Raw genomic sequence first — 24,936 nt, forward strand, 5'->3', positions numbered from 1 at the left:
CCAAGCGGCGTGCGAATGCCGGCGCGGTGGCCGGCGTGCACCACTTGTTGCCCAGGATTCGACGCATGCCCTTGTCCCCACTCTTGCTCCCTTCGTTCCCGCGCCTGCCCCTTCTGTCCCGCCGGATCGGCCTGTTGTTGGCCGGCTTGACGCTGGTGGCCGCGCTGCCGGCCGCCGCCCAGGCGCCGGCGCGCGTGCAGCCCGTGGCCGCCGGCCTGCAGAACCCCTGGGGCCTGGCTTTCCTGCCCGAAGGCCGCTTCCTCGTCACCGAGCGGCCCGGCCGCATGCGCGTGGTCGAGGCCGACGGCAAGCTGGGCGCGCCGCTGGCCGGCCTGCCCGCCATCGCCGTTGGCGGCCAGGGTGGCCTGCTCGACGTGGCGCTGGACAGCGGCTTCGCCGCCAACCGCACGCTGTACTTCTGCTACAGCGAGCCGGCCGGAAGCGGCGGTGGCAACAGCACGGCGCTGGCGCGCGCCACGCTGTCGGAGGACCGCACGCAGTTGCAGGACGTGCGCGTCCTCTTCAGCCAGAAGCCCAAGGTATCGAGCAGCGCGCATTTCGGCTGCCGCATCGTCGAGCGCCAGGTGAACGGCAAGCCCGACGGTACGTTGTTCCTCACGCTGGGCGACCGCTACAGCCGCATGGCCGACGCGCAGACGCTGGACAACCACCACGGCAAGATCGTGCGCGTGGGCAAGGACGGCAGCGTGCCCAAGGACAACCCCTTCACCGGCCGCGCCGGCGTGCTGCCCGAGATCTGGAGCCTCGGCCACCGCAACGTGCAGGGCGCCACGCTGGCACCGGACGGCCAGCTCTGGACGCACGAGCACGGCGCGCAGGGCGGAGACGAGATCAACGTGCCGCAGCCCGGCCGCAACCATGGCTGGCCCGTCATCACGCACGGCGTGAACTATGGCGGCGCGCCCATCGGCCAGGGCCTGCGCGAGAAGGCCGGCATGGAGCAGCCGCTCAAGTATTGGGTGCCTTCGATCGCACCCTCGGGCATGGCCTTCCTGACCAGCGATCGCTACGGCAAGGCCTGGCAGGGCAACCTGTTCGTGGGCTCGCTCAAGTTCAGCCGCCTGTATCGGCTGGAGATCGGCGCCGATGGCAAGGTCGTGCGCGAGCAGCCGCTGCTGGAGGATGTGGACCAGCGCATCCGCGACGTGCGCCAGGGGCCGGACGGGCTGCTCTACGTGCTGACCGACGCCAGCAACGGCCAGCTGCTGCGGCTGGTGCCTGGGGTTTAATAGCGCCCCTCGCACCGAAAGACGCCCATGCTGCTGCAAGCCTCCACCTCCCAACTCGTGCTGGTCGACTACCAGCAAAAGCTGATGCCGGCCATCGCCGGCCATGCCGAGGTGGTGGCCAACGCACTCAGGCTGGCGCAGGCCGCGCAACTGCTGCAGGTGCCGGTCTGGGGCACGGAGCAGAACCCGTCCAAGCTGGGCCCCAACCTGCCCGAGCTGCGCGCGCTGTGCAAACGCACGCTGGCCAAGATGCATTTCAGCGGCGTGGCCGAGGGCCTGGGCGAATGGCTGCAGCCGCCCGCCAAGCCGGCCGCCGGCAACGCGCGCAGCCTGCCCAAGCACCTGCAGAAGCCCGCCGAATCGGAGCACGGCAGCATCGTCATCGCCGGCTGCGAGGCCCATGTCTGCCTGCTGCAGACCGCGCTGGAGCTGCTGGAGGAAGAGATGGAGGTCTGGGTCGTGACGGACGCGTGCGGCTCGCGCACCGACCGCAACCGCGACGCCGCCTTCGACCGCCTGGCCGGCGCGGGCGCTGAACTCGTCACCACCGAGATGGTGCTGTTCGAGTGGCTGGAGACGGCCGAGCATCCTGCATTCAAGGCCGTGCACGCGCTGATCAAGTAAGCGGGCCGGCATGCGGCTCACTGCCGAGGGCCTGGTCGCGGGCGCCATGGCCAATCCGGTCAACACCGCGCTCTTTGAACGCCTGGCGCGGCTGGCGCTGCCGCAAGGGTTCCTGGTGGCCGGCTGCCTGTTCCAGGCCGTCTGGAACCGGCGCGACGGCCGCGCGTCGGGCTGGGGCGTGAAGGACTACGACGTCTTCTACTTCGACGGCCGCGATCTGTCCTGGGAGGCCGAGGACGCCGTGATCCGCGCGGTGCGTGCGCTGACGGCCGATCTGGGCGTGGAGGTCGAGGTCAGGAACCAGGCGCGCGTGCACCTGTGGTACCGCCAGCGCTTCGGCATGGACTATCCGCAGCTGGCAAGCACGCGCGACGGCATCGACCGCTACCTGGTCGCCTGCACCTGCGTGGGCCTGGAGCTGGCCGGCGGCGCGCTGTACGCGCCGCACGGTTTGGAGGAACTGGGCGCCGGGGTGCTGCGCATGAACCCCTGGCATCCGGCGCCTGCGCTGTTCCTGCGCAAGGCCGAGAGCTACCGGGCGCGCTGGCCCTGGTTGACAGTGGTGCCGCCGGGGCTGGCCGACGGCACCGGGCCTGTCGTTACTGCTTGATGGCCTCGATCTGCGCCACGATGCGCACTTCCTTCGGGATGCCGAACTTGATGCCGTAGTCCACGCCGAAGGCGGTGCGGTCGATGGTGGTCTCGAAGTCGCCGCCGCAGACTTCGCGCTTGAGCATGGGGCTTTCGTAGCAGTTGAACTGCTTGGCCTTGAAGGTCACGGGCTGGCTCTTGCCCTTGAGGGTCAGGGTGCCGGCCACTTCGCTGACCTTGTCGCCGTTGAACGTGAACTTGTCGCCCACGAAGGTGGCGGTCGGGAACTGGGCGGCGTCGAAGATGTCGGCGCTTTGCAGGTGCTTGTCGAACGGCGGCGTGCCGGTGCTGATGGAGCCGATCTGGAACGTGATCTCGACCTTGCCGGTCTTGGCCGCCTTGTCCAGCGTGATCTGGCCTTCCTTCTTCTCGAAGCGGCCACGGTTCACGGCGGCGCCGAAGTGGCTGATCTCGAAGGTGGCGAAGGTGTGCGTCGGCTCGACCACGTAGGTGGCGCTCTGCGCGTGGGCGCTGCCGGCGGCCAGCAGGATCGAAGCGGCGGCGGTGGCCAGGGCGGTCAGGGCAATACGTTGCATCCAGGAATCTCCAGTTGGGGTGAAAAAGGTGAGCGGTTGAGGGAAATCAGAGCTTGGGCACGCCGGTCAGGGCCAGCTTGAGCTTGACCTGCACGTCGTCGGCGACCATGGACGTGTCGGTCCATTCGTTCTCGCCGATCTTGAAGGCCAGGCGCTTGATCGTGAAGCTGCCTGCGGCCATGGTCGTGGCGCCGCTTTGCGTCAGCGTGACGGGCACGACGACGTCCTGCGCATTGCCCTTGATGTCGAGCTTGCCGGCCACTTCGTACTTGCCGCCGCCCAGCGCCTTGATGGCGGTGGACTGGAACTTGGCCTGCGGAAACTTGGGCGTGTTGAACCAGACCGGCTTGACGAGTTCGCCATCGGCCTCCTTGCTCAGCGAGGCGCTGCCCATGTCGACCGTGAAGGCGACCTTGCTGGTGGCCAGCTTGGCCGGGTCGAAGGCGACCTGGGCGTCGAACTTCTTGAAGCGGCCCTCGACGGGCACGCCCATCTGCTTGCTGACGAAGGCGATCTCGCTCTGTGCGGGAACCAGGGCCTGCTGCGCCAGCGCGGCGGTGGCGGCCAGCATCAGGCCGGCGAAGGTGGTGATGAGCTTCATGGCAACTCCGGGAGGAAAGGAATGGGTCAGCCGCGGCCGGGCAGCATGCGCGAGAGCAGGCCGTCGCGGTCGATGAAATGGTGCTTGAGTGCGGCCGCCACGTGCAACACCACCAGCGCGGCCAGCGCGTAGGCGCTGATCTCATGCCAGGGCTTGATCAGCTCGGCAAGCTCGGGATTGGCCGGCACAAAGCTGGGCAGCGGCACCAGGCCGAGGAACACGATGGGGAAGCCCGCCGCCGAGCTGTAGGCCCAGCCGATCAGCGGCACGGCGAAGAACAGCAGGTACAGCAGGTGGTGTGTGCCGTGGTGGGCGATCTGCTGCCAGCGCGGCATGCCGGCCTGCACGGCGGCCGGCAGCGCGGGCGGGCGGTGCGTCAGCCGCCACAGCAGCCGCAGCGCGGACAGTGCCAGGATCGTCACGCCGGCCCACTTGTGCCAGTTGTAGAGCTTGAGCCGTGCCGGCGAGAACGGCAGGCTGGTCATGTACAGGCCCACGGCAAAGATGCCGACCAGCGCAGCGGCCAGCAGCCAGTGGAGGACGATCGCCGTGGCGCTGTAGCGCGCGGCAGGGGTTGGGGGCATGGGATCGGGGCGGCAGGATGCCGCACTTTGTTGTTGGCCTGATCCTAGAGTCGGCTACGTGCGCGAAGTTTCAATGAAATTGCTTTTTAGATTCAAAAAGCATGAACGGCGCGGGACGCCTGGGGGCCGCCAGGTCAGGGCGCCAGGCCGGCCCCGTGGGCCGGGGCCTGCGCAAACGGCGTGCGGATGTCCGACAGGAACTGCTGCGCCCGCGGATGCTGCGGCCTGTTGAAGAACTCCTGCGGCGTGGCGCGCTCGAGCACGCGGCCCTCGTCCATGAAGAGCACGCGGTCGGCCACCTCGCGCGCGAAGCCCATCTCGTGCGTCACGCAGACCATGGTCATGCCTTCGCGGGCCAGGTCGCGCATGACCAGCAGCACCTCGCCCACCATCTCCGGGTCCAGCGCGCTGGTGGGCTCGTCGAACAGCATCAGCGGCGGTTGCATGGCCAGCGCGCGTGCGATCGCCACGCGCTGCTGCTGGCCGCCCGACAGGTCCGCCGGATAGGCGGCCGCCTTGTGCGCCAGGCCGACGCGCGCCAGCAGCGCCCTGGCGCGTTCGTCGGCCTGCGGGCGCGACAGGCCGCGCAGCTGCACCGGCGCCAGCGTGCAGTTCTGCAGCACCGTCAGGTGCGGGAACAGGTTGAACTGCTGGAACACGAAGCCGATGCGCGAGCGGAAGTCGTTCAGGTCGATGCCGCGCGCATGGATGTCCTGGCCGCCCACGGTGATGGTGCCCGACTGGATCGGCTCCAGCCGGTTCACGGTGCGGATCAGCGTGGACTTGCCCGAGCCGGACGGCCCGCACACGACGACGACCTCGCCCTTGGCGATGGTCTCGGTGACGTTGGTCAGCGCCTGGTAGGCGCCATACCACTTGTTGACCTTGTCGAACTGGATCATGGGGCGCTCGCTTGGGGCTGGGCGGGGCGGGGCCGCGTGGCACCGGCCTGCGGACTGCGCGCGAGCCGGCGTTCCAGCCAGTAGGCCAGGCGCGACAGGCCGAAGCACAGGATGAAGTAGGTCAGGCCCAGGATCGCGTAGAGCTCGGCCGGCCGCGTGAACACCTGGGTGTTGATCTGCGTGGTGATGAAGGCCACTTCGTTCAGGCCGATGATGTAGCCCAGCGACGTCTCCTTGATGGTGGAGACGAACTGGTTGACCAGCGAGGGCAGCATGGCGCGTGTGGCCTGCGGCAGCACCACCGTGCGCATGGTGCGCCACCAGCCCAGGCCCAGCGAACGCGCCGCCTCCACCTGGCCGCGCGGCACGCCCTGGATGCCGGCGCGCACGATCTCGGCCAGGTACACCGCGTCGAACACCACCAGCGCGATCAGCATCGTGGCGAACTGGTCGGTCTTGACGCCGGTGACGCTGGGCAGGAAGAAGTAGGCCCAGAACACCACCATCAGCAGCGGAATGCCGCGCACCACGAACACCAGCGCCGTGACCGGCAGGCGCAGCCAGGCGTAGGGGCTGACCCGCGCCATCCCCAGCACGATGCCCAGCGGCAGGCCCAGCAGCAGGCCGAGCGAGGCCAGCAGCAGCGTGAGCGCCAGCCCGCCCAGCGGCCCGTTCGGGTACTGCCCGATCAGGAAGTACAGCCAGTAGGTGTCGATGAGTTCGAGCATCGCGCGCTTTCTAGGCCGTGCGCGCCGGATAGCGCGACTGGTACCACGACGCCAGGCCGGTGATGGCCAGCGACACAGTGAGGTAGGCCGCCGTGGCGAAAGCGAACGACTCGAAGCTGCGGAACGTGGCGCTTTCCACCTGGCCGGCCTGGTACATCAGCTCGGCCGCACCGATCACGGTGGCGATGCTGGTGTTCTTCCACAGGTTCAGCGTCTGCGAGATCAGCGGCGGCACCGTGATGCGCAAGGCCTGCGGCAGGATGATGCGCCGCATGGTGGCCAGGAAGCCGAAGCCCAGCGCGCGCCCGGCCTCGAACTGCACCGCAGGGATCGCGCGGATGCCGCTGCGGATGTCCTCTGACATATAGGCGGCCGTGTACAGCGTGAGCGCGACGACGGCGCTGGCGGCCTCGATGTTGCCGCTGTACAGCCAGGCCTTGACGGCCTCGGGCAACAGCTCGGGCGCGGCGAAGTACCAGAACAGCATGTGGGCCAGCAGCGGGATGTTGCGGATGGATTCCACGAAGGCAAAGCCGGTCCAGCGCAGCGCGGCGGCCGGTGCCAGCCGCAGCAGGGCCACCAGCAGCGCCAGCGGCAGCGCGAGCACCAGCGTGGCCGCCGCCAGTTGCAGCGACAGCACCAGGCCGGCCACGAGCATGTCGTGGTACTGGCCCTTGAGCAGCAGGGAGTAGTCGAAGACGGGCATGCGGGTCACGCCTGGGAACCAGGCGCCGCGAAAGGGCGCCGCGGATCGAGAGGCGCCGCGCGATCAGCCGTCGATCTTGTCCGTTTCGAACTTGAACGAGCGCGTGCCGGAGTTGGTCTTGGTGCCCGGCCCGAACCACTTCATGTAGAGCTTGCCCGCATCGCCGGACTTCTCCAGCGCGCGCAGGGTGTCGTCGACCACCGCCTTGAAGCCGGCCTCGCCCTTCTTGATGCCCAGCGCCAGCGGTTCCACGCTGAGGTTGGTCGGCAGGATCACGTACTCCTGGCCCTTGGGGCCGAGCTTGGCGATGTCCACCAGCAGGCTCAGCTCGTCGTTGACGTAGGCCACGCCCTTGCCCTGCTGCAGCGCCAGGAAGGCCTGCTGCGAGTTCTCGTAGGTCACGACCTCCGCGGTCGGCACGGCCTTGCGGATGTTGGGCTCCTGCGTGCCGCCCTTGGCCGTCAGCACGCGCTTGCCGGCGAGTTCGGGCACGTCCTTGACGCCGCTGGCCTTCTTGACCAGCGCCTTCTGGCCGGTCACGAACGTGGTCAGCGAGAAGTCGATCTGCGCCTCGCGCTCCTTGTTGTGCGTGAGCGAGGCGGCCAGCAGGTCCACATGGCCCTGCTGCAGCTCGGGAATGCGGGCCGCAACGGCGATCTGCTTGAACACGGCCTTCACGCCCAGCGCCTTGGCCACGGCGTTGCCGAGGTCGACCTCGTAGCCCACCAGTTCGCGCGTCTTGGGATCGAGGAAGCTGTTGGGCTCGTCGGTGCCCAGCACGCCGACGACGAGCTGGCCCTTCTGCTTGATGTCGGCCAGCTGGTCGGCGTGGGCGGCGCCGGCGAAGGCCAGGCCGGTGGCGAGAAGGGCGGTGAAGAGGCGGCGATGCATGGTTGTTGTACTCCGGGGAGGGTGTGCGCGGATCGGGCGGGAACCGGTCTCCACGGTGCCGCGTCCGGCCGGGAGCTTACCTGCGAAATCCGCCGCCGGGCCCGGGCGCTGCGCTGCGGCGTTGACCGTTTGCAACACATGCGGGGGCCGGCGCCGGATTCGCCTGGACTCGCTCATGTTTCGTCGCACATCGCCGCAGCAACAGGCGCGGCAAGCGCGCGGACGGCGCCACAGCGCATGGGCCTGAGCGTGCGGCCCGCTCGCCGGACTGGGCCTAGACCACCAGCTCGATCAGGAAGGGCCCCTTGCGCGCGAAGCTCGCGCGCATCAGGTCGGCGCACTGCTCCAGTGTCTCGGCGCGGGCGGCCTCCACCCCCATGCCGCCGGCCAGGCGCACCCAGTCGATGTCGGGGTTGCCCAGGTCCAGCATGCGCATGGCGGTGGCGCCCGGCGTGGCGCCCACGCCGGCGTACTCGCCGATCAGGATGTTGTACTTGCGGTTGGACAGGATGATCGTGGTGCAGGGCAGCTGCTCGCGCGCCTGCGTCCACAGCGCCTGCAGCGAGTACATGGCCGAGCCGTCGGCCTGAAGGCTGATCACCCGTCGCTCGCGCCGGGCGCCAATGGCCGCGCCCGTGGCCACGGGCAGGCCGTCGCCGATCGCGCCGCCGGCCAGGTGCAGCCAGTCGTGCGCGGGCGCGGCATGCGTGTGGGCGTAGAAGCCGCGGCCGAACGAGACGCTCTCGTCGGAGACGATGGCGTGCTCGGGCATCAGCGCGGCCACGGTCTGGGCCAGGCCTTCGGGCGTGGGCTGGCCCTGCGCCGGCGCGGGCCGCGGTCCGGGATCGGGCAGGGCCACCTCGGGCGCGGCCAGCGCTTCCACCAGGGCGCGCAGCGCGGCCGTGGGGTCCTGGTCCAGGCGTGAGAGCCGGTGCAGCTGGGCCTCGGGCGCGTACTGCGTCGACGGCTTGCCCGGGTAGGCGAAGAAGCCCACGGGCGGTTTGGCGCCGACCAGCACGATGTGCTTGAAGCGCGCCAGCGTCTTGATCGCCAGGTCGGTGACATAGGGCACGCGTTCGAGCGGCAGGCGGCCACGGCCGCGCTCCACATGCGCGTTCATGAAGTCGGCCAGCAGCGTGGCGCCGGTGGCCTGGGCCACGCGCCAGGCCAGGGCCTGGGCCGGGCCGCGCACGGCGCTGTCGGCCAGCAGGATCAGCGTGTCGCGGCCGGCCGCGCGCAGCACGCGCGCGGCGTTGTCGACGGCGAACGGGTCCAGCGGCGCCAGCGCGGGAATGGCCAGCGGTGCGGCCGCGGCGGCGCCCTCGTTCCAGGACGCGTCGGACGGCAGGATCAGCGTGGCCACCTGGCCCGGGCCGCTGCGTGCGGCCTGGACGGCGGCGGCCGCGTCGCGGCCCACGTCCTCGGCGCGGGTGCTGGTGCGCACCCACTGCGAGACGGTGCGCGCCATGGCCTCGGTGTCGGCCGTCAGCGGTGCGTCGTGCGGGCGGTGGTAGGTCGCCTGGTCGCCCACGATGTTCACGATGCCGGCATGGGCGCGGCGCGCGTTGTGCAGGTTGGCCAGGCCGTTGGCCAGGCCGGGGCCGCAGTGCAGCAGCGTGCAGGCCGGCTTGCGCGCGATGCGCCAGTAGCCGTCGGCCATGCCGGTGACCACGTTCTCCTGCAGGCCCAGCACGCAGTCCATGCCGGGGATCTGGTCCAGCGCGGCGACAAAGTGCATCTCGCTCGTGCCGGGGTTGGCGAAGCAGGTGTCGACGCCGGCGGCGAGCAGGGTGTGGACCAGGCTGTGGGCACCGTTCATCAGGTAACTCCTTGTGGGTTGGGGGTGGTGGGGAAGGCCGGGGCCCTGTGTCAAACTGCCGCGGCAAGCCAAGGCCTTCGGACATGGAAATCTACCAACTGCGCGCGTTCGTCGCCGTCGCCCGCACGGGGCATGTGACCCGTGCGGCCGAGCAACTGCACCTGACGCAATCGGCGGTGTCCAAACAGCTCAAGGCGCTCGAGGAGGAGCTGGGCGGCCCGCTGTTCGACCGTACCACGTCGGGCATGGCCCCCAGCGCCATCGGCCGGCGGCTGCTGCCGCTGGCCCAGCGCACGCTGGACGCCGCGGGCGAACTCGCGGCGGCGGCCCGGCAGTTGCAAGGCCAGTTGTCGGGCACCTTGCGGCTGGGCACGATCGTCGATCCCGCCTCGATCCGCCTGGGCGAGTTGCTCAGCGAGATGCAGCAGCACTGCCCGCAGGTGGACGTGCGGCTCGCGCACGGCATCTCGGGCACGGTGCTGCAGCAACTCAAGGCGGGCGAGCTCGATGCCTGCTTCTTCCTCGGCGAGGTGGACGATGCGCAGGTCTCGGCCATCGCCCTGCATGTGGAGTCCTATGCCGTGGTGCTGCCGCCGGCCTGGGCGCCGCGCGTGATGGGCCAGGGCTGGCCGGCGCTGGCGGCGCTGCCCTGGATCGGCACGCCGCGCGGCAGCTCGCAGACGGCCATCGTGGAGCGGCTGCTGCGCCAGCACGGCCTCACCCGGCAGACCGTGGCCGAGGCCGACCAGGAATCCTCGATGCTCGACCTCGTGCAGGCCGGCGTGGGCCTGTGCCTGGCGCGCGAGCGGCGTGCGCACGATCTGCTCGCGGCCGGCCGGCTCGTGGCCTGGGACGGCGAGCGCATCGCCTGCCCGCTATCGCTGCTGGTGCGGGCCGAGGATGCAGCGCGGCCCTTGCTGGCCGCGCTGCGCGAGCGCGTCTTCAGCGTGTGGCCGGCGGCGGTGCAGGCGTAGGTGCTTCGGCGCGTTGGGCGAGCTGCTGGCCCAGCCGCAGCGCCATGGCGATGTTGCGTGCGGCCGCCTGCACGTTGGCGGCGGCATCGCGCAGCGCTTCTTCCACGGTGCACACACTGCGCACGGCGCTGAACAGGGCGGCGATGCCGTGCTCGTGCACGGCACGGGCATCGGGCGCCAGCGCCCCGGACAAGCCGATCACGGGCACGCCATGGCGTGCCGCCACGCGCGCCACGCCGATGGGCGCCTTGCCGTGGATGGTCTGGCCGTCGGTGCGCCCTTCGCCGGTGACCACGAGGTCGGCCTCGCGCACCGCGGCGTCCAGGCCCAGCGCGTCGGCCACCACCTCGCTGCCGGGCCGCAGGCGCGCGCCCAGCACCGCGAGCAGGGCCGCGCCCATGCCGCCGGCCGCGCCGGTACCGGGCACGTCGGCCACGTCCTGACCCAGGTCGCGCCGCAGCACGTCGGCCAGGCGCTGCAGGCAGCGGTCGAGTTCCTCCACCATCGCGGGCGTGGCGCCCTTCTGCGGGCCGAACACGGCCGATGCGCCGCGCGGGCCCAGCAGCGGGTTGGTCACGTCGCAGGCCACGTCGATGCGGCATTGCGCGATGCGCGCATCCAGGCCGCCCACGTCGATGCGGTGCAGGCGCGCGAGCGCCGCGCCGCCGTGGCCGATGTCCCGCCCATCCGCGTCGAGCAGGCGCGCGCCCAGGGCCTGCAGCATGCCGGCGCCGCCGTCGTTGGTGGCGCTGCCGCCCAGGCCGATGACGAAGCGCCGGGCGCCGGCATCGAGCGCGTCGGCGATCAGCTCACCGGTGCCGAAGCTGGTGGCGCTGCGCGGGTCGCGTTCGGCCGGCGGCACGCCCTCCAGGCCGCTCGCGGCCGCCATCTCGATGACCGCCAGGGTGTCGTCCGCGGCCAAGCCGTAGCGGGCCGCGGTGCGCCGGCCCGTGGGGCCCGTCACCACGATCTCGCGCAGCCGGCCGCCGGTGGCGTCGACCAGCGCCTGCACCGTGCCCTCGCCGCCATCGGCCATGGGCAGCTTGCGGTAGTGGGCGTGGGGAAACACCTCGCGCAAGCCGGCCTCGATGGCGAGCGAGACCTGCAGCGCGCCGAGGCTTTCCTTGAACGAATCCGGTGCGATGACGATCCGCATGGTGTTCACCGCGTGTCAAGCCTGCGCGATGTGCAGGAGGTTGGTGGTGCCGGCCTTGCCGAAAGGCATGCCGGCCGCGACCACGATGGTGTCGCCAGGCCGTGCGAAGCCTTCGGCACGCGCCAGGGCCGACGCGGCCTGCACCATGCCGGGCACGTCGTCCACGTCGTGCGGCACGTGCACCGAATGCACGCCCCAGGCCAGCGCCAGGCGGCGCGCGGTCGCCAGGTCGGGCGTCACGCTCACGATGGGCGCATGTGGCCGCTCGCGCGCCGCGCGCAGGCTGGTGAAGCCCGAGCGCGTGAACGTCACGATGGCCGCCGCGCCGAGCAGTTCGGCGGACTGCTGCAAGGCGGCGCAGATCGCATCGCCCACGGTGGGTTGCGGCGCGAAGCCCGAGGCCTCGACCACGGTGCGGCAGTGCGGGTCGGCCTCGGCCGCGCGGACGATGGCGTCCATGACGGCGACGGCCTCGCGCGGGTAGCGGCCCGAGGCCGATTCGGCCGACAGCATCACGGCGTCGGCGCCGTCGTAGACGGCGGTCGCCACGTCGGAGGCCTCGGCCCGCGTGGGCACGGGCGCGCCGACCATGGACTCCAGCATCTGCGTGGCCACGACGACGGGCTTGCCGGCCTGGCGGCAGCTGCGCACGATGCGCTTCTGGATGGGCGGCACCTGCTCGGCCGGCATCTCCACGCCGAGGTCGCCGCGCGCCACCATCACCGCATCGGACAGCGCGACGATGGCCTCCAGGCCGTCGATGGCGGCGGGCTTCTCCAGCTTGGACAGGATGGCGGCGCGGCCCTGTACCAGCGCGCGCAGCTCCTGCACGTCCTCCGGCCGCTGCACGAACGACAGGGCCACCCAGTCCACGCCGAGTTCCAGCCCGAAGGCCAGGTCGGCCCGGTCCTTGGCCGTGAGCGCGGAGATCGGCAGCAGCACCGAGGGCACGTTGACGCCCTTGCGTTCGGACAGCAGGCCGCCCGCGATGACCTCGGTCTCGGCGAAGTCGGCGCCGCAGGCCAGCACGCGCAGGCGCAGCTTGCCGTCGTCCAGCAGCAGGTCGTGGCCGGGCCGGAGCGCGGCGAAGATCTCGGGGTGGGGCAGCGGGGCGCGGGTGGCGTCGCCGGGAGCGGCGTCCAGGTCGAGCCGCAGGCGCGCGCCCTCGGCCAGCATGACCGGCCCGTCGGCGAAGCGGCCGATGCGCAGCTTGGGGCCCTGCAGGTCCAGCAGCACGGCGATGGGCCGGCTGCGTTCGCGCTCGATGGCGCGGATCAGGTCGTAGCGGGCCTGGTGGTCGGTGTGGCTGCCGTGGCTGAAGTTGAGCCGGAACACGTCGGCCCCGGCGTCGAACAGGGCGGCGATGGTGGCGCGGTCCGAGCTGGCGGGACCGAGCGTGGCGATGATCTTTCCGTGGCGTTGGCGTCGCATGGTGCGTGGCATTCCGGTCGGTGGGTGGCAGATGCGGCGACTCTAGGCACCGCCGGCCTCCTTGACCAATGGCATTGCGGCAACACCGCCATGCCCCGCAGGAATGACGCCCTACAGCGTGACGGCAACGCCCTCTCTGGAGGAGCGCAGCACCGCCTCGATGAGCCGCTGCACGGCCAGGGCCGAGGCGCCGTCCGTGAGCGGCGCCCGCTGCTCGGCGATGGCGGCCAGGAAGTCGGCGATCACGACGCGGTGGCCCGCATGGTCGAAACCCATGAGGTTGGCGCCCGACCCCGAGGCCTGGGGCTGGCCCACGCGCAGCGTGTCCTGGCCGGGGCGTTCCACGACGAGGGCGCCGGCTTCCAGCGTGGCCGTGCCCTGGGTGAAGTCGAGCGCGATGCGCTCGGGGTAGCCCGGGTAGGCGGCCGTGGTCGCGTCCAGCACGCCAATGGCGCCGTTGCCCCAGTGCAGCAGGGCGGCGGCCCGGTCCTCGGTCTCCATGCTGTGCACGGGCGAGGTGGTGGCCAGGCCCAGCACGCGCTGCGGCGCGCCGACCAGGTGCAGCAGCAGGTCCAGCGTGTGGATGGCCTGGGTCATGAGCACGCCGCCGCCGTCGCGCGCGAGCGTGCCGCGGCCGGGCACGTCGTAGTAGCTCTGCGGGCGCCACCAGCGCACGGTGGCGCTGGCCCCGAGCAGCTGGCCCAAGCTGCCGCCGCGGACCAGCGCCGCGAGCTGCAGCGCGGCGGGGCTGGCGCGGTGCTGCAGCATCACGGCCAGGCGCACGCCGTGGCGCGCGCAGGCGGCAACCAGGGCTTCGGCCCTTGCCAGCGTGGTGTCCACGGGCTTCTCGACCAGCACATGCTTGCCGGCCGCGGCCAGCCGTTCGACGATCTCCAGGTGGGTGTGGGGCGGCGTGAGCACGAGGGCGGCGGTGACGCTCGCGTCCTCCAGCACGTCGTCCAGCCGCGTCGTCGTGCGCGTGCCGGCCGGCAGCCCGGCCGCTGCCAGGCGTTGCAGGTCGCGGCCCCAGGCCCAGGCCACCTCGGCCTGGCCGCGCAGGTCGTGCAGGCTGCGCAGGTGCGGCGGCGCGGCCACGCCGGCGCCGATCACGGCGATGCGCATCGCCATGCCTACTTGAACATCCCCGGCAGCCACAGCGAGAACGCGGGCACGTAGGTCACCAGCATCAGGCAGGCCGTCAACGCGCCGTAGAAGGGCAGGATGGATTTCATCACCTGCCCCACCGATACCCCGCCGATGGCGCACCCCACGAACTGCGTGACGCCCACGGGCGGCGTATTCAGGCCCAGCGCGCAGTTGATCAGCATGACGATGCCGAACTGCACCGGGTCCATGCCGAACTGGGCGGCGATGGGCAGGAAGATCGGCGTGCAGATCAGGATGGTGGCGGCCATGTCCAGGAAGGTGCCCAGCACGAACAGCAGCACGTTGATCATCAGGAAGATCATCCACGGGCTGGTGGTGACGGACTGCATCAGCTCGCCGGTCTTCTGCGGCACCTCGTACAGCGCCATGAAGTAGCCGAAGGCCGAGCTGATGCCGATCAGCAGCAGCACCACGCCGGTGGTCTTGCAGGCCTTGGCGCAGGCCTTCAGGAAGTCCTTCCACGACAGCGAGCGGTAGACCAGCACCGTGACCAGCAGCGCCCACAGCACGGCCGTGGCCGCCGATTCGGTGGCCGTGAAGATGCCCGACAGGATGCCCGCCAGGATGATCACGACGATGAGCAGGCCCGGCATCGCGCCCAGGAAGGACTTGATGACTTCGCCCCAGCCCGGGAACTTGCCGCGCGTGGGGTAGCCGCGCTTGACGGCCACGTAGTAGGCGGCGATCAGGTTGCAGATGGTCAGCAGCAGGGCCGGGATCACGCCCGCCAGGATCAGGCTGAACACGCTGACCGAGGCGATGCCCGTGGTGGCCAGCGTGAAGATGATCAGGTTGTGCGAGGTCGGCATCAGCGCGCCGACCAGGGCGGCGTGGGTGGTCACGTTCACCGCGTAGTCGGCGTCGTAGCCTTCCTTCTTCATGAGCGGGATCATCACCGAGCCCATGGCCGAGACGTCGGCCAGCGGCGAGCCGGCGACCCCGCCGAACAGCGTGCAGCCCAGCACGTTGCTCATGCCCAGGCCGCCGCGCACATGGCCCACCAGGCTGTTGGCGAAGCGCACGATGCGGTCGGCGATGCCGCCGTACAGCATGAGCTCACCGGCGAACACGAAGAACGGGATCGCCAGGAACGAGAAGATCTGCATGCCGCCCACCATCTTCTGGAAGACGATGGCAATGGGCATGCCCGAGTACAGCACCGTGGCCACCGAGGCCAGGCCGATGGAGAAGGCCACCGGCACGCCGAGCACCAGCAGCACCGCGAAGACGATGGAGAGAACGGTCAGTTCCATGTTGTTCTTTCAACCTACGTTCAGTACCAGGATGGAACGACTTCTTCGTGGCGCACCAGCGCGACGATGTGCTCGATGCTGAACATCACGATCAGCACGCCGGCGATGACCAGCGAGAGGTAGTCGATGCCCACGGGCATCTGCAGCATGGGATCGAGCTCGTCCCACTTCAGGCGGGTCCAGAGCCAGCCGCTCTGCACCATGATGCAGCCGAACAGCGCGACCAGCGCGTGGATCAGGATCTCGATCTTCAGCCGCAGCCCGTCGGGCAGCAGCGAGACCAGCGACTCCAGGCCGATGTGGCCTGCATCGCGCACGCCCACGGCCACGCCCAGCGCGGTCACGTAGAGCACGAGTTGCAGTGCCAGCGCCTCGGCCCAGGTCGGCGTGTCGTTGAAGACGTAGCGGCCGACCACCTGGACCTGCACGCTGACGATGATGCCGACCAGGCCGAAGATGGCCAGGATCAGGCTGGCCTTGCTGAGCCAGCCGCACAGGCGCGAATACCAGTGCGTGGCGGGCGGGCGGTCGTGGGTGGGGTCGAGGCCTAGGGCGACCGGCGCGGCGGCCGCGCTGGTGGCGGCGGCCGAGGCCGACGGCATGGGGGTGTTCATGGCTGCTTCCGGTGAGAGGCGTGCCGCCGTTGCACGCGGTGCGATGGCGGCACGCGGCGCGTGTTACTTGTTGTCCTGCACGGCCTTCACCAGGCGCTGCAGATCGGGCGTGGTGATGAACTTGGCGTAGACGGGCTGCATCGCGGCCTTGAAGGAGGCCTTGTCCACGTCCTTGACGATGGTCGAGCCCGCCTTGACGACGATGTCCAGTGCCTTGGCTTCCTGCTCATCCCACTTCTGGCGCTGGAAGGTCACCGATTCCTTGGCGGCGGCGCGGAACATGGCCTGGTCGGCCGGGCTCATCTTGTCGAAGATGGCCTTGGAGATGACCAGCATTTCCGGTGCCATCGAGTGCTCGGTGTGCGAGTAGAACTTCACGGCCTCGTAGTGCTTGAAGCCTTCGTACGAGGGGATGTTGTTCTCTGCCGCGTCGATCAGGCCGGTCTTGAGCGCCGTGTAGACCTCGCCGGTGGGCATGGGCGTGGCGTTGGCACCCATGGCGCCGACCAGGGCCACCCACAGGTCGGACTGCTGCACGCGGATCTTCAGGCCCTTGGCGTCGGCCAGGCTCTTGACGGGTTTCTTGGCGTAGATCGAGCGGGCGCCGGAATCGTAGAACGCCAGGCCGACCAGGCCCTGGCCTTCGCAGCCCTTGAGGATCTCCTCGCCGATGGGGCCGTCCAGCGTCTTGCGCATGTGGGCGATGGAGTCGAACAGGAAGGGCATGGTGGGCACCAGCGTCTTCGGGCAGATCGAGTTCAGCGAGCTGATGTTGACGCGGTTCATCTCCAGCGCGCCGATCTTGACCTGGTCCAGCGTCTCCTTCTCCGACCCCAGGGCGCTCTTGTTGAACACCTTGATGGTGTACTTGCCGCCGCTTTCCTTGGCCAGCACCTGGCTCATGTGCTTGACCGCCGCGACGGTGGGGTAGTCGTCGCTGTTGTGCACGTCGGCCGAGCGGAACTCGACGGCCTGCGCCGACAGGGCGAAGGCGCTGGCGGCGAGCGCGATAAGGGTCTTGTTGCGGATCATTTGTCGTCCTCTGTGGTGGTGGTGAAAGGGGTGGGGGCTCAGGCGGCGAAAGCCGGTTCGGCGATGCCCTGGGTGCCGGGCATCAACGCGAAGACGCCGCCGGCCAGCGGCTGGTCCGACAGGTCGCCAGCCGGTCGGATCGACGTCACGTACAGGGTGTCCAGCCGCGGTCCGCCGAAGGCGCACATGGCCGGCTTCTTGACCGGCACGGCGAGCGATCGGTCGAGCCGGCCGTCGGGCGTGAAGCGGTGCACCAGCCCTGCGTCGTTGCCGCAGATCCAGTAGCCGCCGTCCACGTCGATGGCGGCGCCGTCGGGGCGGCCGGGCAGCGCATGCATGTCGACGAAGAGGCGGCGGTTGGAGGGCGTGCCGCTGGCGGTGTCGTAGTCGAATGCCCAGATGCTCTGCACCTGCGGATGGGAATCGGACACGTACATGGTCCGGCCGTCGGGGCTGAAGGCCAGGCCGTTGGGCACGATGAAGTCGGTCAGCTGTGCCGGCAGCGCGGAGTCGTCCGCGCCGTAGCGGTACCAGGCGCCGGCGCGGATGGCGGCGCCCATGTCCAGGCACATGGTGCCGGCCCACAGGCGCCCCTGGCGGTCGCAGCGGCCGTCGTTGAAGCGCATGGCGGGCGCGGCATGCGCCACCGCCGCCAGGCGCTCCGCGCCCACCGTGCCGTCGTCGTGCAGTTGCAGCGCGAACATGCCGCTCTCCATGCCCGCGATCCAGCGGCCGGGCGTGGCGGTGGCGGCGATGCAGGCCGGCATCTCCGCGGTGGCCCAGTGGCGGTGGCCCTGCACGGGCGACCACCGGTGGATGGCCTTGCCGGGGATGTCGACCCAGTACAGCGCCTGCTCGCCCGTGTGCCAGACCGGGCTTTCGCCGGTGCCGTTGCGGGCGTCGAGGATCAACTCCGCCATCTCAATCACCGAAAGGGCCTTGGGCCGTGAACGCGCCGCCCTGGTAGATGGCGTTCGGATCCGTGGCGGCCACGGGCGGCTGCGCCTCGACCTTGGCGCGGAAGGGTTCCGAACTGTCGCGCGGGGTCCAGCCGAGCTTGGCGGCGGCATGGTTGTCCCACCAGACGTCCTTGTTGGCCGAGGCGCCGTAGACCACCGTGTGGCCCACGTGCGGCGTGAACAGCGCCTTCTCGATCAGCTGCGTCAGGTCGTCGTAGCTGAGCCAGGTGCTCATCATGCGGCGGTTCAGCGGCTCGGGGAACGAGGAGCCGATGCGGATGCTGACGGTCTCGATGCCGTAGCGGTCGAAGTAGAACTGCGCCATGTCCTCGCCGAAGGACTTGGACAGGCCGTAGTAGCCATCTGGCCGGCGCAGCGCGCTGGTGTCCAGCGTGTCGGTCTGCTTGTAGAAGCCGATCACGTGGTTGGAGCTGGCGAACACCACGCGCTGGACGCCATGGCGGCGCGCGGCCTCGTAGACGTTGAAGATGCCCTTGATGTTGGCTTCGAGGATCTCCTCGAACGGCCGCTCCACCGAGACACCGCCCAGGTGCACGATGGCGTCGCATCCGGCCAGCAGCGCATGGACGGCCTGCTTGTCGGCCAGGTCGCAGGGCACGACTTCCTCGTGCGCGCCACGCGTCTCGCCGAGCGCGGCGATGTCGGACACGCGCAGCACCTGCGCGCAGGGCACCAGGCGTTCGCGCAGCACCTTGCCAAGGCCGCCGGCGGCACCGGTCAGGAGCAGGCGCTGCAGGCGGGGTGCCGATGCGGCGGAGGAGGTCGTAGAGGACATGGCAGCAGAGGATTTGACGTTGATCAGGGCGGCAGGCCGGTCCGGGTTTTCCCAAAAGTTTCCTGACAGCGAAAACAAGGTAAACGTTTAACTGGCCTTGAAAAAAATACGCCACGTGGCGAACGGGTTGATGCTCGTTCAGCACGGTGGCGTCGTCAATCCCTGCAGGCTAATCGTTTACCCTAGGTCGGCGCATGCTGGTGGATTCGCGCGCCACGATGCGGCTCTGCAGTACGTCGTCGTCGTGCGTGGAGGGCGTTCCGTGGATCACGCCGACCAGCTTGCGCATGGCCAGCTCGCCCGTGGCCTCGCCCATCATGTCGACGCTGGTCAGCGCAGGGCTCACGAGGCGGCCATAGGCCAGGTTGTCGAAGCCGGCCACCGAGACCTGCTCGGGCACGCGGATGCCGAGCGACTTGGCCTCCACCAGCAGGCCCATGGCCAGCAGGTCGTTGTAGGCCACGATGGCGTCGTCCATCTCCTGCGACAGCAGGATGGTCGAGGCCAGGCGCTCGCCTTCCTCGGCCGACGGGGCGGTGGCGTCGAAGGTGCGAAAGCGCGCGTCCACGCCCTTGAAGGCGTCCTTCAGGCCGCGCTCGCGCTCGAAGCTCCAGCGCGCGCCCGAGAAGCCCAGGTAGCTGATGCGGCGGTGCCCCAGCTCGCGCAGGTGGCGGCCCAGCATGAGCGCGGCGGCGTAGTTGTCGCAGCCCACGTTGTGGTTCTTCGCATAGGGGGAAGGGCGGCCGTAGAACACCACCGGCGTGCCGCTCTCGAACAGCGGTTCGATGGCCGGCGCGGGCAGCCGCGCACTCACGATCAGCCCGTCGACGCGCCGGTGCAGCGACTGCAGCACGCCCAGTTCGGGCGAGGTGCTTTCCTCCGCGTCCGCGATGATCAGGTTCAGCCCGGCGCTGGCGGCCTGGCGTGCGGCACCTTTCACGAGGCTCGTGAAGTAGGGGTTGCGCACGTCCAGGATGACGATGCCGACATTGCCGGTCTTGCCGGTGATCATGCCGCGCGCCATGGGGTTCAGCGAGTAGCCCAGCTCGCGCACGGCCTGGGCCACGCGCGCCTCCACTTCGGCGGTGAAGCGCTGGTTGCCATTGACGAACTTGGACACCGTGGCGGTCGAGACCTGGGCGGCCTCGGCCACGTCGCGGAGGGTGGCGGCGCGCTTGCGCTGGACTGTCATGGCTTTCTTGCACGGAAGTGACGCAGGGCGCGAACCATGCCACAGATCGGCCAGGCCGCAAACGCATCGGGCGGTTGTGGTAGGTTGTCGTACAACTGCCGAAGAACTATGATGGCCCCATGTCCACGCTGTCAACCGGGCCGGCCCCGGTGCCCGAAGCCGCCACCGCGCCGCCGTTCGCGGCGGCCGTCCCGCGCCAACGGGGGCGCGGCCTGGCGCACGGCCTGGTGGACGACCTGTCGGAGAAGATCCGCAGCCAGCAGCTGCGCACCGGCGACAAGCTGCCGACCGAGTCGGCCATCATGCAGGCCTACGGCGTCAGCCGCACGGTGGTGCGCGAGGCCTTGTCCAAGCTGCAGGCGTCCGGCCTGGTCGAGACGCACCATGGCGTGGGCACCTTCGTGCTGCCGCCGCGCGCGGCCGGCATGTTCCGGCTGGAGGGGTCGGACATCGCCACCACGGTGGACGTGCTGGCCGTGCTGGAGCTGCGCATCAGCCTGGAGACGGAGTCCGCCGGCCTGGCCGCGCTGCGCCGCACGGAAGAGCAGCTGCAGGGGCTGCGCGAGGCGCTCGACGCGTTCGAGGCCAACGTGGCGGCCGGCGGCGACACCGTCAAGCACGACTTCAGCTTCCACCTGCAGATCGCCCAGGCCACGGGCAACCCTTACTTCGCCGACATCATGGGCCACCTGGGCACCAGCCTGATCCCGCGCACCCGCGTGAGCGCCATCCGCAACCACGACCGGCGCGGCGAATACCTGGTGCGCGTGAACCGCGAGCACGAGGAGATCTACGCCGCCATCGCGCGGCGCGATCCCGATTCGGCCCGCGCGGCCATGCGCATCCACCTGACCAACAGCCGCGAGCGGCTGCGCCTGGCGCAGGAAGCGGCGCAGCGTTCGGCCGGCACGGCCGACTGACCCGTTACGAAAAAAACCTGGCGGTGCTTCGGCTTTGGTTGTACGATGACTGACTTCATCGCGACCCACCGACCCAGGAGACCCAGATGCAACTGAAACGCCGCGAATGGCTGGCCGCCGCTGCCGCCACCGTCGCCTTGCCCAGCTTCGCGCAGGGCAAGGACAACTGGCCCAGCAAGCCGATCCGCATCGTCGTGCCGTACCCGCCGGGCGGGTCGTCGGACATCATCGCGCGCGCCATCAGCGTGCCGCTGGCCGATGCGCTCAAGCAGACGGTCATCGTGGAAAACAAGGCCGGCGCCAACGGCAACCTGGGCGCCGACTTCGTTGCCAAGTCCGCACCGGACGGCTACACGCTGCTGCTGTGCGACGTGGGTGCGCTGGCGATCAGCCCCTCGGTCTACACCAAGCTGCCGTTCGATCCGTCCAAGGACCTGCGTGGCGTGACCATGCTGGCCTACTCGCCGCACCTGCTGGTGGTGCATCCGTCCGTGAAGGCCAACAACCTCAAGGAACTGATCGCGCTGTCCAAGACCACCGACCTGAACTTCGCCGTCACCGCCACGGGCAGCGCGCCGCACCTGGCCGGCGTGGCGTTGGAGCGTGCCACCCAGGCCAAGTGGGTCTACGTGCCCTACAAGGGCGGCGTGCAGGCGATCCAGGACACCGTGGGCGGCCAGACCCAGGTGCTCATGAACGGCATGCTGGCCACGCTGCCGCACGTGCAGAGCGGCAAGCTCAAGCTGCTGGCCGTCTCCAAGGGCACGCGCATGCCGCTCGTGGGCGACACGCCGACCATCGCCGAGCAGGGCGTGCCGGGCTACGAGTCGGGCACCTGGCAGGGCGTGCGCGTGGCGCGCGGCACGCCGGACGCCATCGTGCAGCGCCTGAACAAGGAACTCATCACCGTGATCCGCTCGGCCGACATCCGTTCGCGCCTGGCCGGGCAGGGCGCCGAGGTGGTGACCATGGCCCCGGCGGAAGAAGAGACCTTCTTCGCCAAGGAACGCGCCCGCTGGGCCACCGTGGTGCAGGCCGCCGGCATCAAGCTCGACTGATTTTTCGACCCACCCTACAACGAGGACACCAACATGAATCCGCAAGAACTCAAATCCATCATGGGCTCCGGCCTGCTGTCGTTCCCGATCACGGACTTCGACGAACAAGGCAACTTCCGCCCCAAGACCTACATCGAGCGCCTGGAATGGCTGGCCCCCTACGGCGCGAGCGCGCTGTTCGCCGCCGGCGGCACGGGCGAATACTTCTCGCTGGCCGGTGAGGAATACAGCCAGGTCATCAAGACCGCGGTGGACACCTGCCGCGGCAAGGTGCCGATCATTGCCGGCGCCGGCGGCCCGACCCGCACCGCCATCGCCCATGCCCAGGAAGCCGAGCGCCTGGGCGCCCACGGCATCCTGCTGCTGCCGCACTACCTGACCGAAGCCGGCCAGGAAGGCCTGATCGAGCACGTGGCCCAGGTCTGCAACAGCGTGAAGTTCGGCGTCATCGTCTACAACCGCGACCGCACCAAGCTCACGCCGCAATCGCTGCGCATCCTGGCCGACCGCTGCCCGAACCTGATCGGTTTCAAGGACGGCGTGGGCAACATCGAGACCATGTCCTCCATCTTCATGGCCATGGGCGACCGCTTCTCCTACCTGGGTGGCCTGCCGACGGCCGAGGTCTATGCCGCGGCCTACAAGGCGCTGGGCACGCCGGTGTACTCCTCGGCCGTGTTCAACTTCATCCCGAAGACGGCGATGGACTTCTACAAGGCCGTGGCGGCCGACGACCTGCCGACGCAGCACAAGCTGCTGAAAGAGTTCTTCATGCCCTACCTGGCCATCCGCAACCGCGTGGAGGGCTATGGCGTCTCCATCATCAAGGCCGGCGCCAAGATCGTCGGCCACGATGGCGGCCCGGTGCGCGCACCGCTGTCCGACCTCAAGCCCAGCGAGATGGAAGAGCTGGCCGTGCTGATCAAGAAGCTCGGCCCGCAGTAAGCGCAACGCCCGCGCGCACAACACACAACACGAGGAGACACGCGCATGTTCCGCAAACTCTGTCTGGTGGCGGCTGCGGCCGCCATCCTGTCCGGCTGTGCCGGCATGCCGGCCGGCACAGCCGACGACACCGCGGCTGTGGCGGCTGCCGCTGAAAAGCTGCGCATCGCCATGGTCGACCCCACGCGCGAGGCGCTGTCCGCGCTGGTCGCCGACGATCTCAGCTACGGCCATTCGGGCGGCAAGGTCGACACCAAGGCCAGCTTCATCGCCGACCTGCTGGACGCCAAGTCCGACTTCGTGACCATCGCCATCAGCGAGCAGACCGTCAAGGTCGTGGGCGACGCCGCCATCGTGCGTCACACGCTGGTCGCGGACACGAACGACTCTGGCAAGCCCGGCAAGGTCAACATCAAGATCCTGCACGTGTGGCAAAAGCAGGGCGGACAGTGGAAACTGCTGGCCCGCCAGGCCGTGCGTCCGCCGGTCTGAACCCACTCTCTCCAGGAAGCTGCATGTCCACCCCTGTCGTCACCGAGTTGCGTGTCGTGCCCGTAGCGGGCCACGACGACATGCTCATGAACCTGTCGGGCGCCCACGGCCCGTACTTCACGCGCAACCTGCTGATCCTCACCGACAACGCCGGCCACACCGGCGTGGGCGAGGTGCCCGGCGGCGAGAAGATCCGCCAGACGCTGGAAGACGCGCGCGCACTCATCGTCGGCCAGCCCATCGGCAACTACCAGGCGATCCTGAACGCCATGCGCACGCAGTTCGCCGAACGCGACAGCGGCGGCCGCGGCCTGCAGACCTTCGACCTGCGCGTGGCCATCCACGCCGTCACGGCCGCCGAATCTGCCTTGCTCGACCTCTTGGGCCAGCACCTGGAAGTGCCCGTCGCGGCCCTGCTCGGCGAAGGCCAGCAGCGCGATGCCGTGCAGATGCTGGGCTACCTGTTCTACGTGGGCGACCAGGGCAAGACCGACCTGGCCTACCGCCGCGAACCGGAGGCCGACAACGCCTGGTTCCGCCTGCGCCATGAGAAGGCCATGACGCCCGAAGCCATCGTGCGCCTGGCCGAGGCGGCCCAGGAGCGCTACGGCTTCCAGGACTTCAAGCTCAAGGGCGGCGTGCTGCGTGGCGACGAAGAGGTCGACGCCGTCACCGCCCTGCACGAACGCTTCCCCGAGGCCCGCGTCACGCTGGACCCCAACGGCGGCTGGCTGATGAAAGACGCCATCCGCCTGGGCCAACGCATGCGCGGCGTCGTCGCCTATGCCGAAGACCCCTGTGGCGCAGAAGGCGTCTTCAGCGGCCGCGAAGTCATGGCCGAGTTCCGCCGCGCCACCGGGTTGCCCACCGCCACCAACATGGTCGCCACCGACTGGCGCGAGATGGCGCACAGCNGGCCAATGTGTACTTCGACGGCAAATGGAGACCCCTGTGGCGCAGAAGGCGTGTTCAGCGGCCGCGAAGTCATGGCCGAGTTCCGCCGCGCCACCGGGTTGCCCACCGCCACCAACATGGTCGCCACCGACTGGCGCGAGATGGCGCACAGCCTGTCGCTGCAGTCGGTCGACATCCCGCTGGCCGACCCGCACTTCTGGACCATGGCCGGCTCSGTGCGCGTGGCCCAGCTGTGCCAGGCCTTCGGCCTGACCTGGGGCTCGCACAGCAACAACCACTTCGACGTCTCGCTGGCCATGTTCACGCACGTGGGCGCGGCGGCGCCTGGCAAGGTCACGGCCATCGACACGCACTGGATCTGGCAGGACGGCCAGCGCCTCACGAAAGAGCCGTTCAGGATCGAAGGCGGCTACGTGCAGGTGCCCAAGAAGCCGGGCCTGGGCGTGGAGCTGGACATGGCCGAGGTCGAGAAGGCGCACCAGCTGTANCCGTTCAGGATCGAAGGCGGCTACGTGCAGGTGCCCAAGAAGCCGGGCCTGGGCGTGGAGCTGGACATGGCCGAGGTCGAGAAGGCGCACCAGCTGTACCTGCAGCACGGCCTGGGTTCGCGCGACGACGGCGTGGCCATGCAGTACCTCATCCCGAACTGGAAGTTCGACAACAAGCGGCCCTGCATGGTCCGCTGACCCCGGCCCGCGGCCTGCGCCGCGGGCACCACGGGCCGCCTGCTGCGGCCTGCC

General features: G+C 69.8%; 26 protein-coding genes and 2 pseudogenes. 11 read left to right on the top strand and 17 right to left on the bottom strand.

Annotated features, from left to right (window positions below; translation table 11 throughout):
• The first annotated feature begins 65 nt into the window (after positions 1-65).
• From ASF44_RS07000 to ASF44_RS07010, 3 genes are read left to right on the top strand one after another with little or no spacing between them, the layout of a single operon-like run.
• Positions 66-1,250: a PQQ-dependent sugar dehydrogenase gene (locus ASF44_RS07000; protein ID WP_082524579.1), complete on the top strand. Its 1,185-nt coding sequence runs from the start codon at positions 66-68 to the stop codon at positions 1,248-1,250.
• Between the two features lie 27 nt (positions 1,251-1,277).
• Positions 1,278-1,874: an isochorismatase family protein gene (locus ASF44_RS07005; protein ID WP_056898501.1), complete on the top strand. Its 597-nt coding sequence runs from the start codon at positions 1,278-1,280 to the stop codon at positions 1,872-1,874.
• 10 nt (positions 1,875-1,884) lie between these two features.
• Positions 1,885-2,484, top strand: coding sequence for a nucleotidyltransferase family protein (locus ASF44_RS07010; protein ID WP_056898502.1), 600 nt, complete (start codon positions 1,885-1,887; stop codon positions 2,482-2,484).
• Here ASF44_RS07010 and ASF44_RS07015 read toward each other — a convergent pair.
• The 8 genes from ASF44_RS07015 to ASF44_RS07050 form a co-directional block, all read right to left on the bottom strand.
• Positions 2,474-3,061 (bottom strand): YceI family protein, encoded by a 588-nt coding sequence (locus ASF44_RS07015; protein WP_056898503.1) that lies wholly within the window; start codon positions 3,059-3,061, stop codon positions 2,474-2,476. The two genes, ASF44_RS07010 and ASF44_RS07015, sit on opposite strands and share 11 nt — an antisense overlap.
• A gap of 46 nt (positions 3,062-3,107) precedes the next feature.
• Complete coding sequence (locus tag ASF44_RS07020; RefSeq protein ID WP_056898504.1) at positions 3,108-3,662, bottom strand: YceI family protein; 555 nt, start codon at positions 3,660-3,662, stop codon at positions 3,108-3,110.
• Between the two features lie 26 nt (positions 3,663-3,688).
• A complete protein-coding gene (locus ASF44_RS07025; RefSeq protein WP_056898505.1) occupies positions 3,689-4,246 on the bottom strand; it encodes a cytochrome b in 558 nt (185 codons plus the stop codon).
• A 134-nt stretch (positions 4,247-4,380) separates the two neighbouring features.
• Positions 4,381-5,148 (bottom strand): amino acid ABC transporter ATP-binding protein, encoded by a 768-nt coding sequence (locus ASF44_RS07030; RefSeq protein ID WP_056898506.1) that lies wholly within the window; start codon positions 5,146-5,148, stop codon positions 4,381-4,383.
• The gene (locus ASF44_RS07035; protein ID WP_056898507.1) at positions 5,145-5,876 is read right to left on the bottom strand and encodes an amino acid ABC transporter permease; all 732 of its coding nucleotides are present in this window, start codon (positions 5,874-5,876) and stop codon (positions 5,145-5,147) included. Before ASF44_RS07035 ends, ASF44_RS07030 begins: the two co-directional genes overlap by 4 nt.
• A gap of 10 nt (positions 5,877-5,886) precedes the next feature.
• Positions 5,887-6,582: an amino acid ABC transporter permease gene (locus ASF44_RS07040; protein ID WP_056898508.1), complete on the bottom strand. Its 696-nt coding sequence runs from the start codon at positions 6,580-6,582 to the stop codon at positions 5,887-5,889.
• A gap of 63 nt (positions 6,583-6,645) precedes the next feature.
• Positions 6,646-7,473, bottom strand: coding sequence for an ABC transporter substrate-binding protein (locus ASF44_RS07045; protein ID WP_056898509.1), 828 nt, complete (start codon positions 7,471-7,473; stop codon positions 6,646-6,648).
• A 274-nt stretch (positions 7,474-7,747) separates the two neighbouring features.
• The gene (locus tag ASF44_RS07050; RefSeq protein ID WP_056898510.1) at positions 7,748-9,292 is read right to left on the bottom strand and encodes an acetolactate synthase large subunit; all 1,545 of its coding nucleotides are present in this window, start codon (positions 9,290-9,292) and stop codon (positions 7,748-7,750) included.
• A gap of 83 nt (positions 9,293-9,375) precedes the next feature.
• Here ASF44_RS07050 and ASF44_RS07055 point away from each other — a divergent pair, with 83 nt between their 5' ends.
• Positions 9,376-10,266 (top strand): LysR family transcriptional regulator, encoded by an 891-nt coding sequence (locus ASF44_RS07055; protein ID WP_056898511.1) that lies wholly within the window; start codon positions 9,376-9,378, stop codon positions 10,264-10,266.
• On the opposite strand, the gene ASF44_RS07060 is transcribed toward ASF44_RS07055, so the two are convergent.
• The 9 genes from ASF44_RS07060 to ASF44_RS07100 form a co-directional block, all read right to left on the bottom strand.
• Entirely contained in the window at positions 10,235-11,422 is a 1,188-nt protein-coding gene (locus tag ASF44_RS07060; protein WP_056898728.1) for a glycerate kinase, read from the bottom strand. The two genes, ASF44_RS07055 and ASF44_RS07060, sit on opposite strands and share 32 nt — an antisense overlap.
• A gap of 15 nt (positions 11,423-11,437) precedes the next feature.
• Positions 11,438-12,853 (bottom strand): pyruvate kinase, encoded by a 1,416-nt coding sequence (gene pyk, locus ASF44_RS07065; protein WP_056898512.1) that lies wholly within the window; start codon positions 12,851-12,853, stop codon positions 11,438-11,440.
• Positions 12,854-12,964: 111 nt separating this feature from the next.
• A complete protein-coding gene (locus ASF44_RS07070; RefSeq protein WP_056898513.1) occupies positions 12,965-13,981 on the bottom strand; it encodes a Gfo/Idh/MocA family protein in 1,017 nt (338 codons plus the stop codon).
• A gap of 2 nt (positions 13,982-13,983) precedes the next feature.
• Positions 13,984-15,273, bottom strand: coding sequence for a TRAP transporter large permease (locus ASF44_RS07075; RefSeq protein WP_056898514.1), 1,290 nt, complete (start codon positions 15,271-15,273; stop codon positions 13,984-13,986).
• 20 nt (positions 15,274-15,293) lie between these two features.
• The gene (locus tag ASF44_RS07080) at positions 15,294-15,887 is read right to left on the bottom strand and encodes a TRAP transporter small permease (protein ID WP_235579157.1); all 594 of its coding nucleotides are present in this window, start codon (positions 15,885-15,887) and stop codon (positions 15,294-15,296) included.
• Between the two features lie 63 nt (positions 15,888-15,950).
• Positions 15,951-16,919, bottom strand: a complete 969-nt coding sequence (locus tag ASF44_RS07085; RefSeq protein ID WP_056898515.1) for a TRAP transporter substrate-binding protein — start codon at positions 16,917-16,919, stop codon at positions 15,951-15,953.
• Positions 16,920-16,957: 38 nt separating this feature from the next.
• Positions 16,958-17,839, bottom strand: a complete 882-nt coding sequence (locus tag ASF44_RS07090; RefSeq protein WP_056898516.1) for an SMP-30/gluconolactonase/LRE family protein — start codon at positions 17,837-17,839, stop codon at positions 16,958-16,960.
• Between the two features lies 1 nt (position 17,840).
• Entirely contained in the window at positions 17,841-18,674 is an 834-nt protein-coding gene (locus ASF44_RS07095) for an NAD(P)-dependent oxidoreductase (RefSeq protein WP_056898517.1), read from the bottom strand.
• Between the two features lie 169 nt (positions 18,675-18,843).
• Positions 18,844-19,866, bottom strand: coding sequence for a LacI family DNA-binding transcriptional regulator (locus ASF44_RS07100; RefSeq protein WP_056898518.1), 1,023 nt, complete (start codon positions 19,864-19,866; stop codon positions 18,844-18,846).
• Between the two features lie 119 nt (positions 19,867-19,985).
• Here ASF44_RS07100 and ASF44_RS07105 point away from each other — a divergent pair, with 119 nt between their 5' ends.
• The 7 genes and pseudogenes from ASF44_RS07105 to gudD all read left to right on the top strand — a co-directional run.
• Positions 19,986-20,786, top strand: coding sequence for a FadR/GntR family transcriptional regulator (locus ASF44_RS07105; protein ID WP_056898519.1), 801 nt, complete (start codon positions 19,986-19,988; stop codon positions 20,784-20,786).
• Between the two features lie 86 nt (positions 20,787-20,872).
• Positions 20,873-21,844 carry a tripartite tricarboxylate transporter substrate binding protein gene (locus tag ASF44_RS07110; RefSeq protein WP_056898520.1) on the top strand — a complete coding sequence of 324 codons (972 nt, stop codon included), beginning with the start codon at positions 20,873-20,875 and terminating at the stop codon, positions 21,842-21,844.
• A 33-nt stretch (positions 21,845-21,877) separates the two neighbouring features.
• Entirely contained in the window at positions 21,878-22,789 is a 912-nt protein-coding gene (kdgD, locus tag ASF44_RS07115) for a 5-dehydro-4-deoxyglucarate dehydratase (RefSeq protein ID WP_056898521.1), read from the top strand.
• Positions 22,790-22,834: 45 nt separating this feature from the next.
• Positions 22,835-23,281: a nuclear transport factor 2 family protein gene (locus tag ASF44_RS07120; protein ID WP_056898522.1), complete on the top strand. Its 447-nt coding sequence runs from the start codon at positions 22,835-22,837 to the stop codon at positions 23,279-23,281.
• A gap of 23 nt (positions 23,282-23,304) precedes the next feature.
• On the top strand, positions 23,305-24,195 hold an 891-nt coding region (locus ASF44_RS32510; protein ID WP_235579158.1), incomplete at its 3' end, for an enolase C-terminal domain-like protein.
• A 1-nt stretch (position 24,196) separates the two neighbouring features.
• A pseudogene (locus ASF44_RS32515) lies at positions 24,197-24,683 on the top strand (enolase C-terminal domain-like protein); the annotation flags it as partial.
• A gap of 1 nt (position 24,684) precedes the next feature.
• Positions 24,685-24,882, top strand: a pseudogene (gene gudD, locus ASF44_RS32795) (glucarate dehydratase); the annotation flags it as partial.
• Positions 24,883-24,936 lie beyond the last annotated feature (54 nt).

This window comes from Pseudorhodoferax sp. Leaf274 (assembly GCF_001422445.1).
In the GTDB taxonomy this organism is placed as follows: Bacteria; Pseudomonadota; Gammaproteobacteria; order Burkholderiales; family Burkholderiaceae_C; genus Pseudorhodoferax.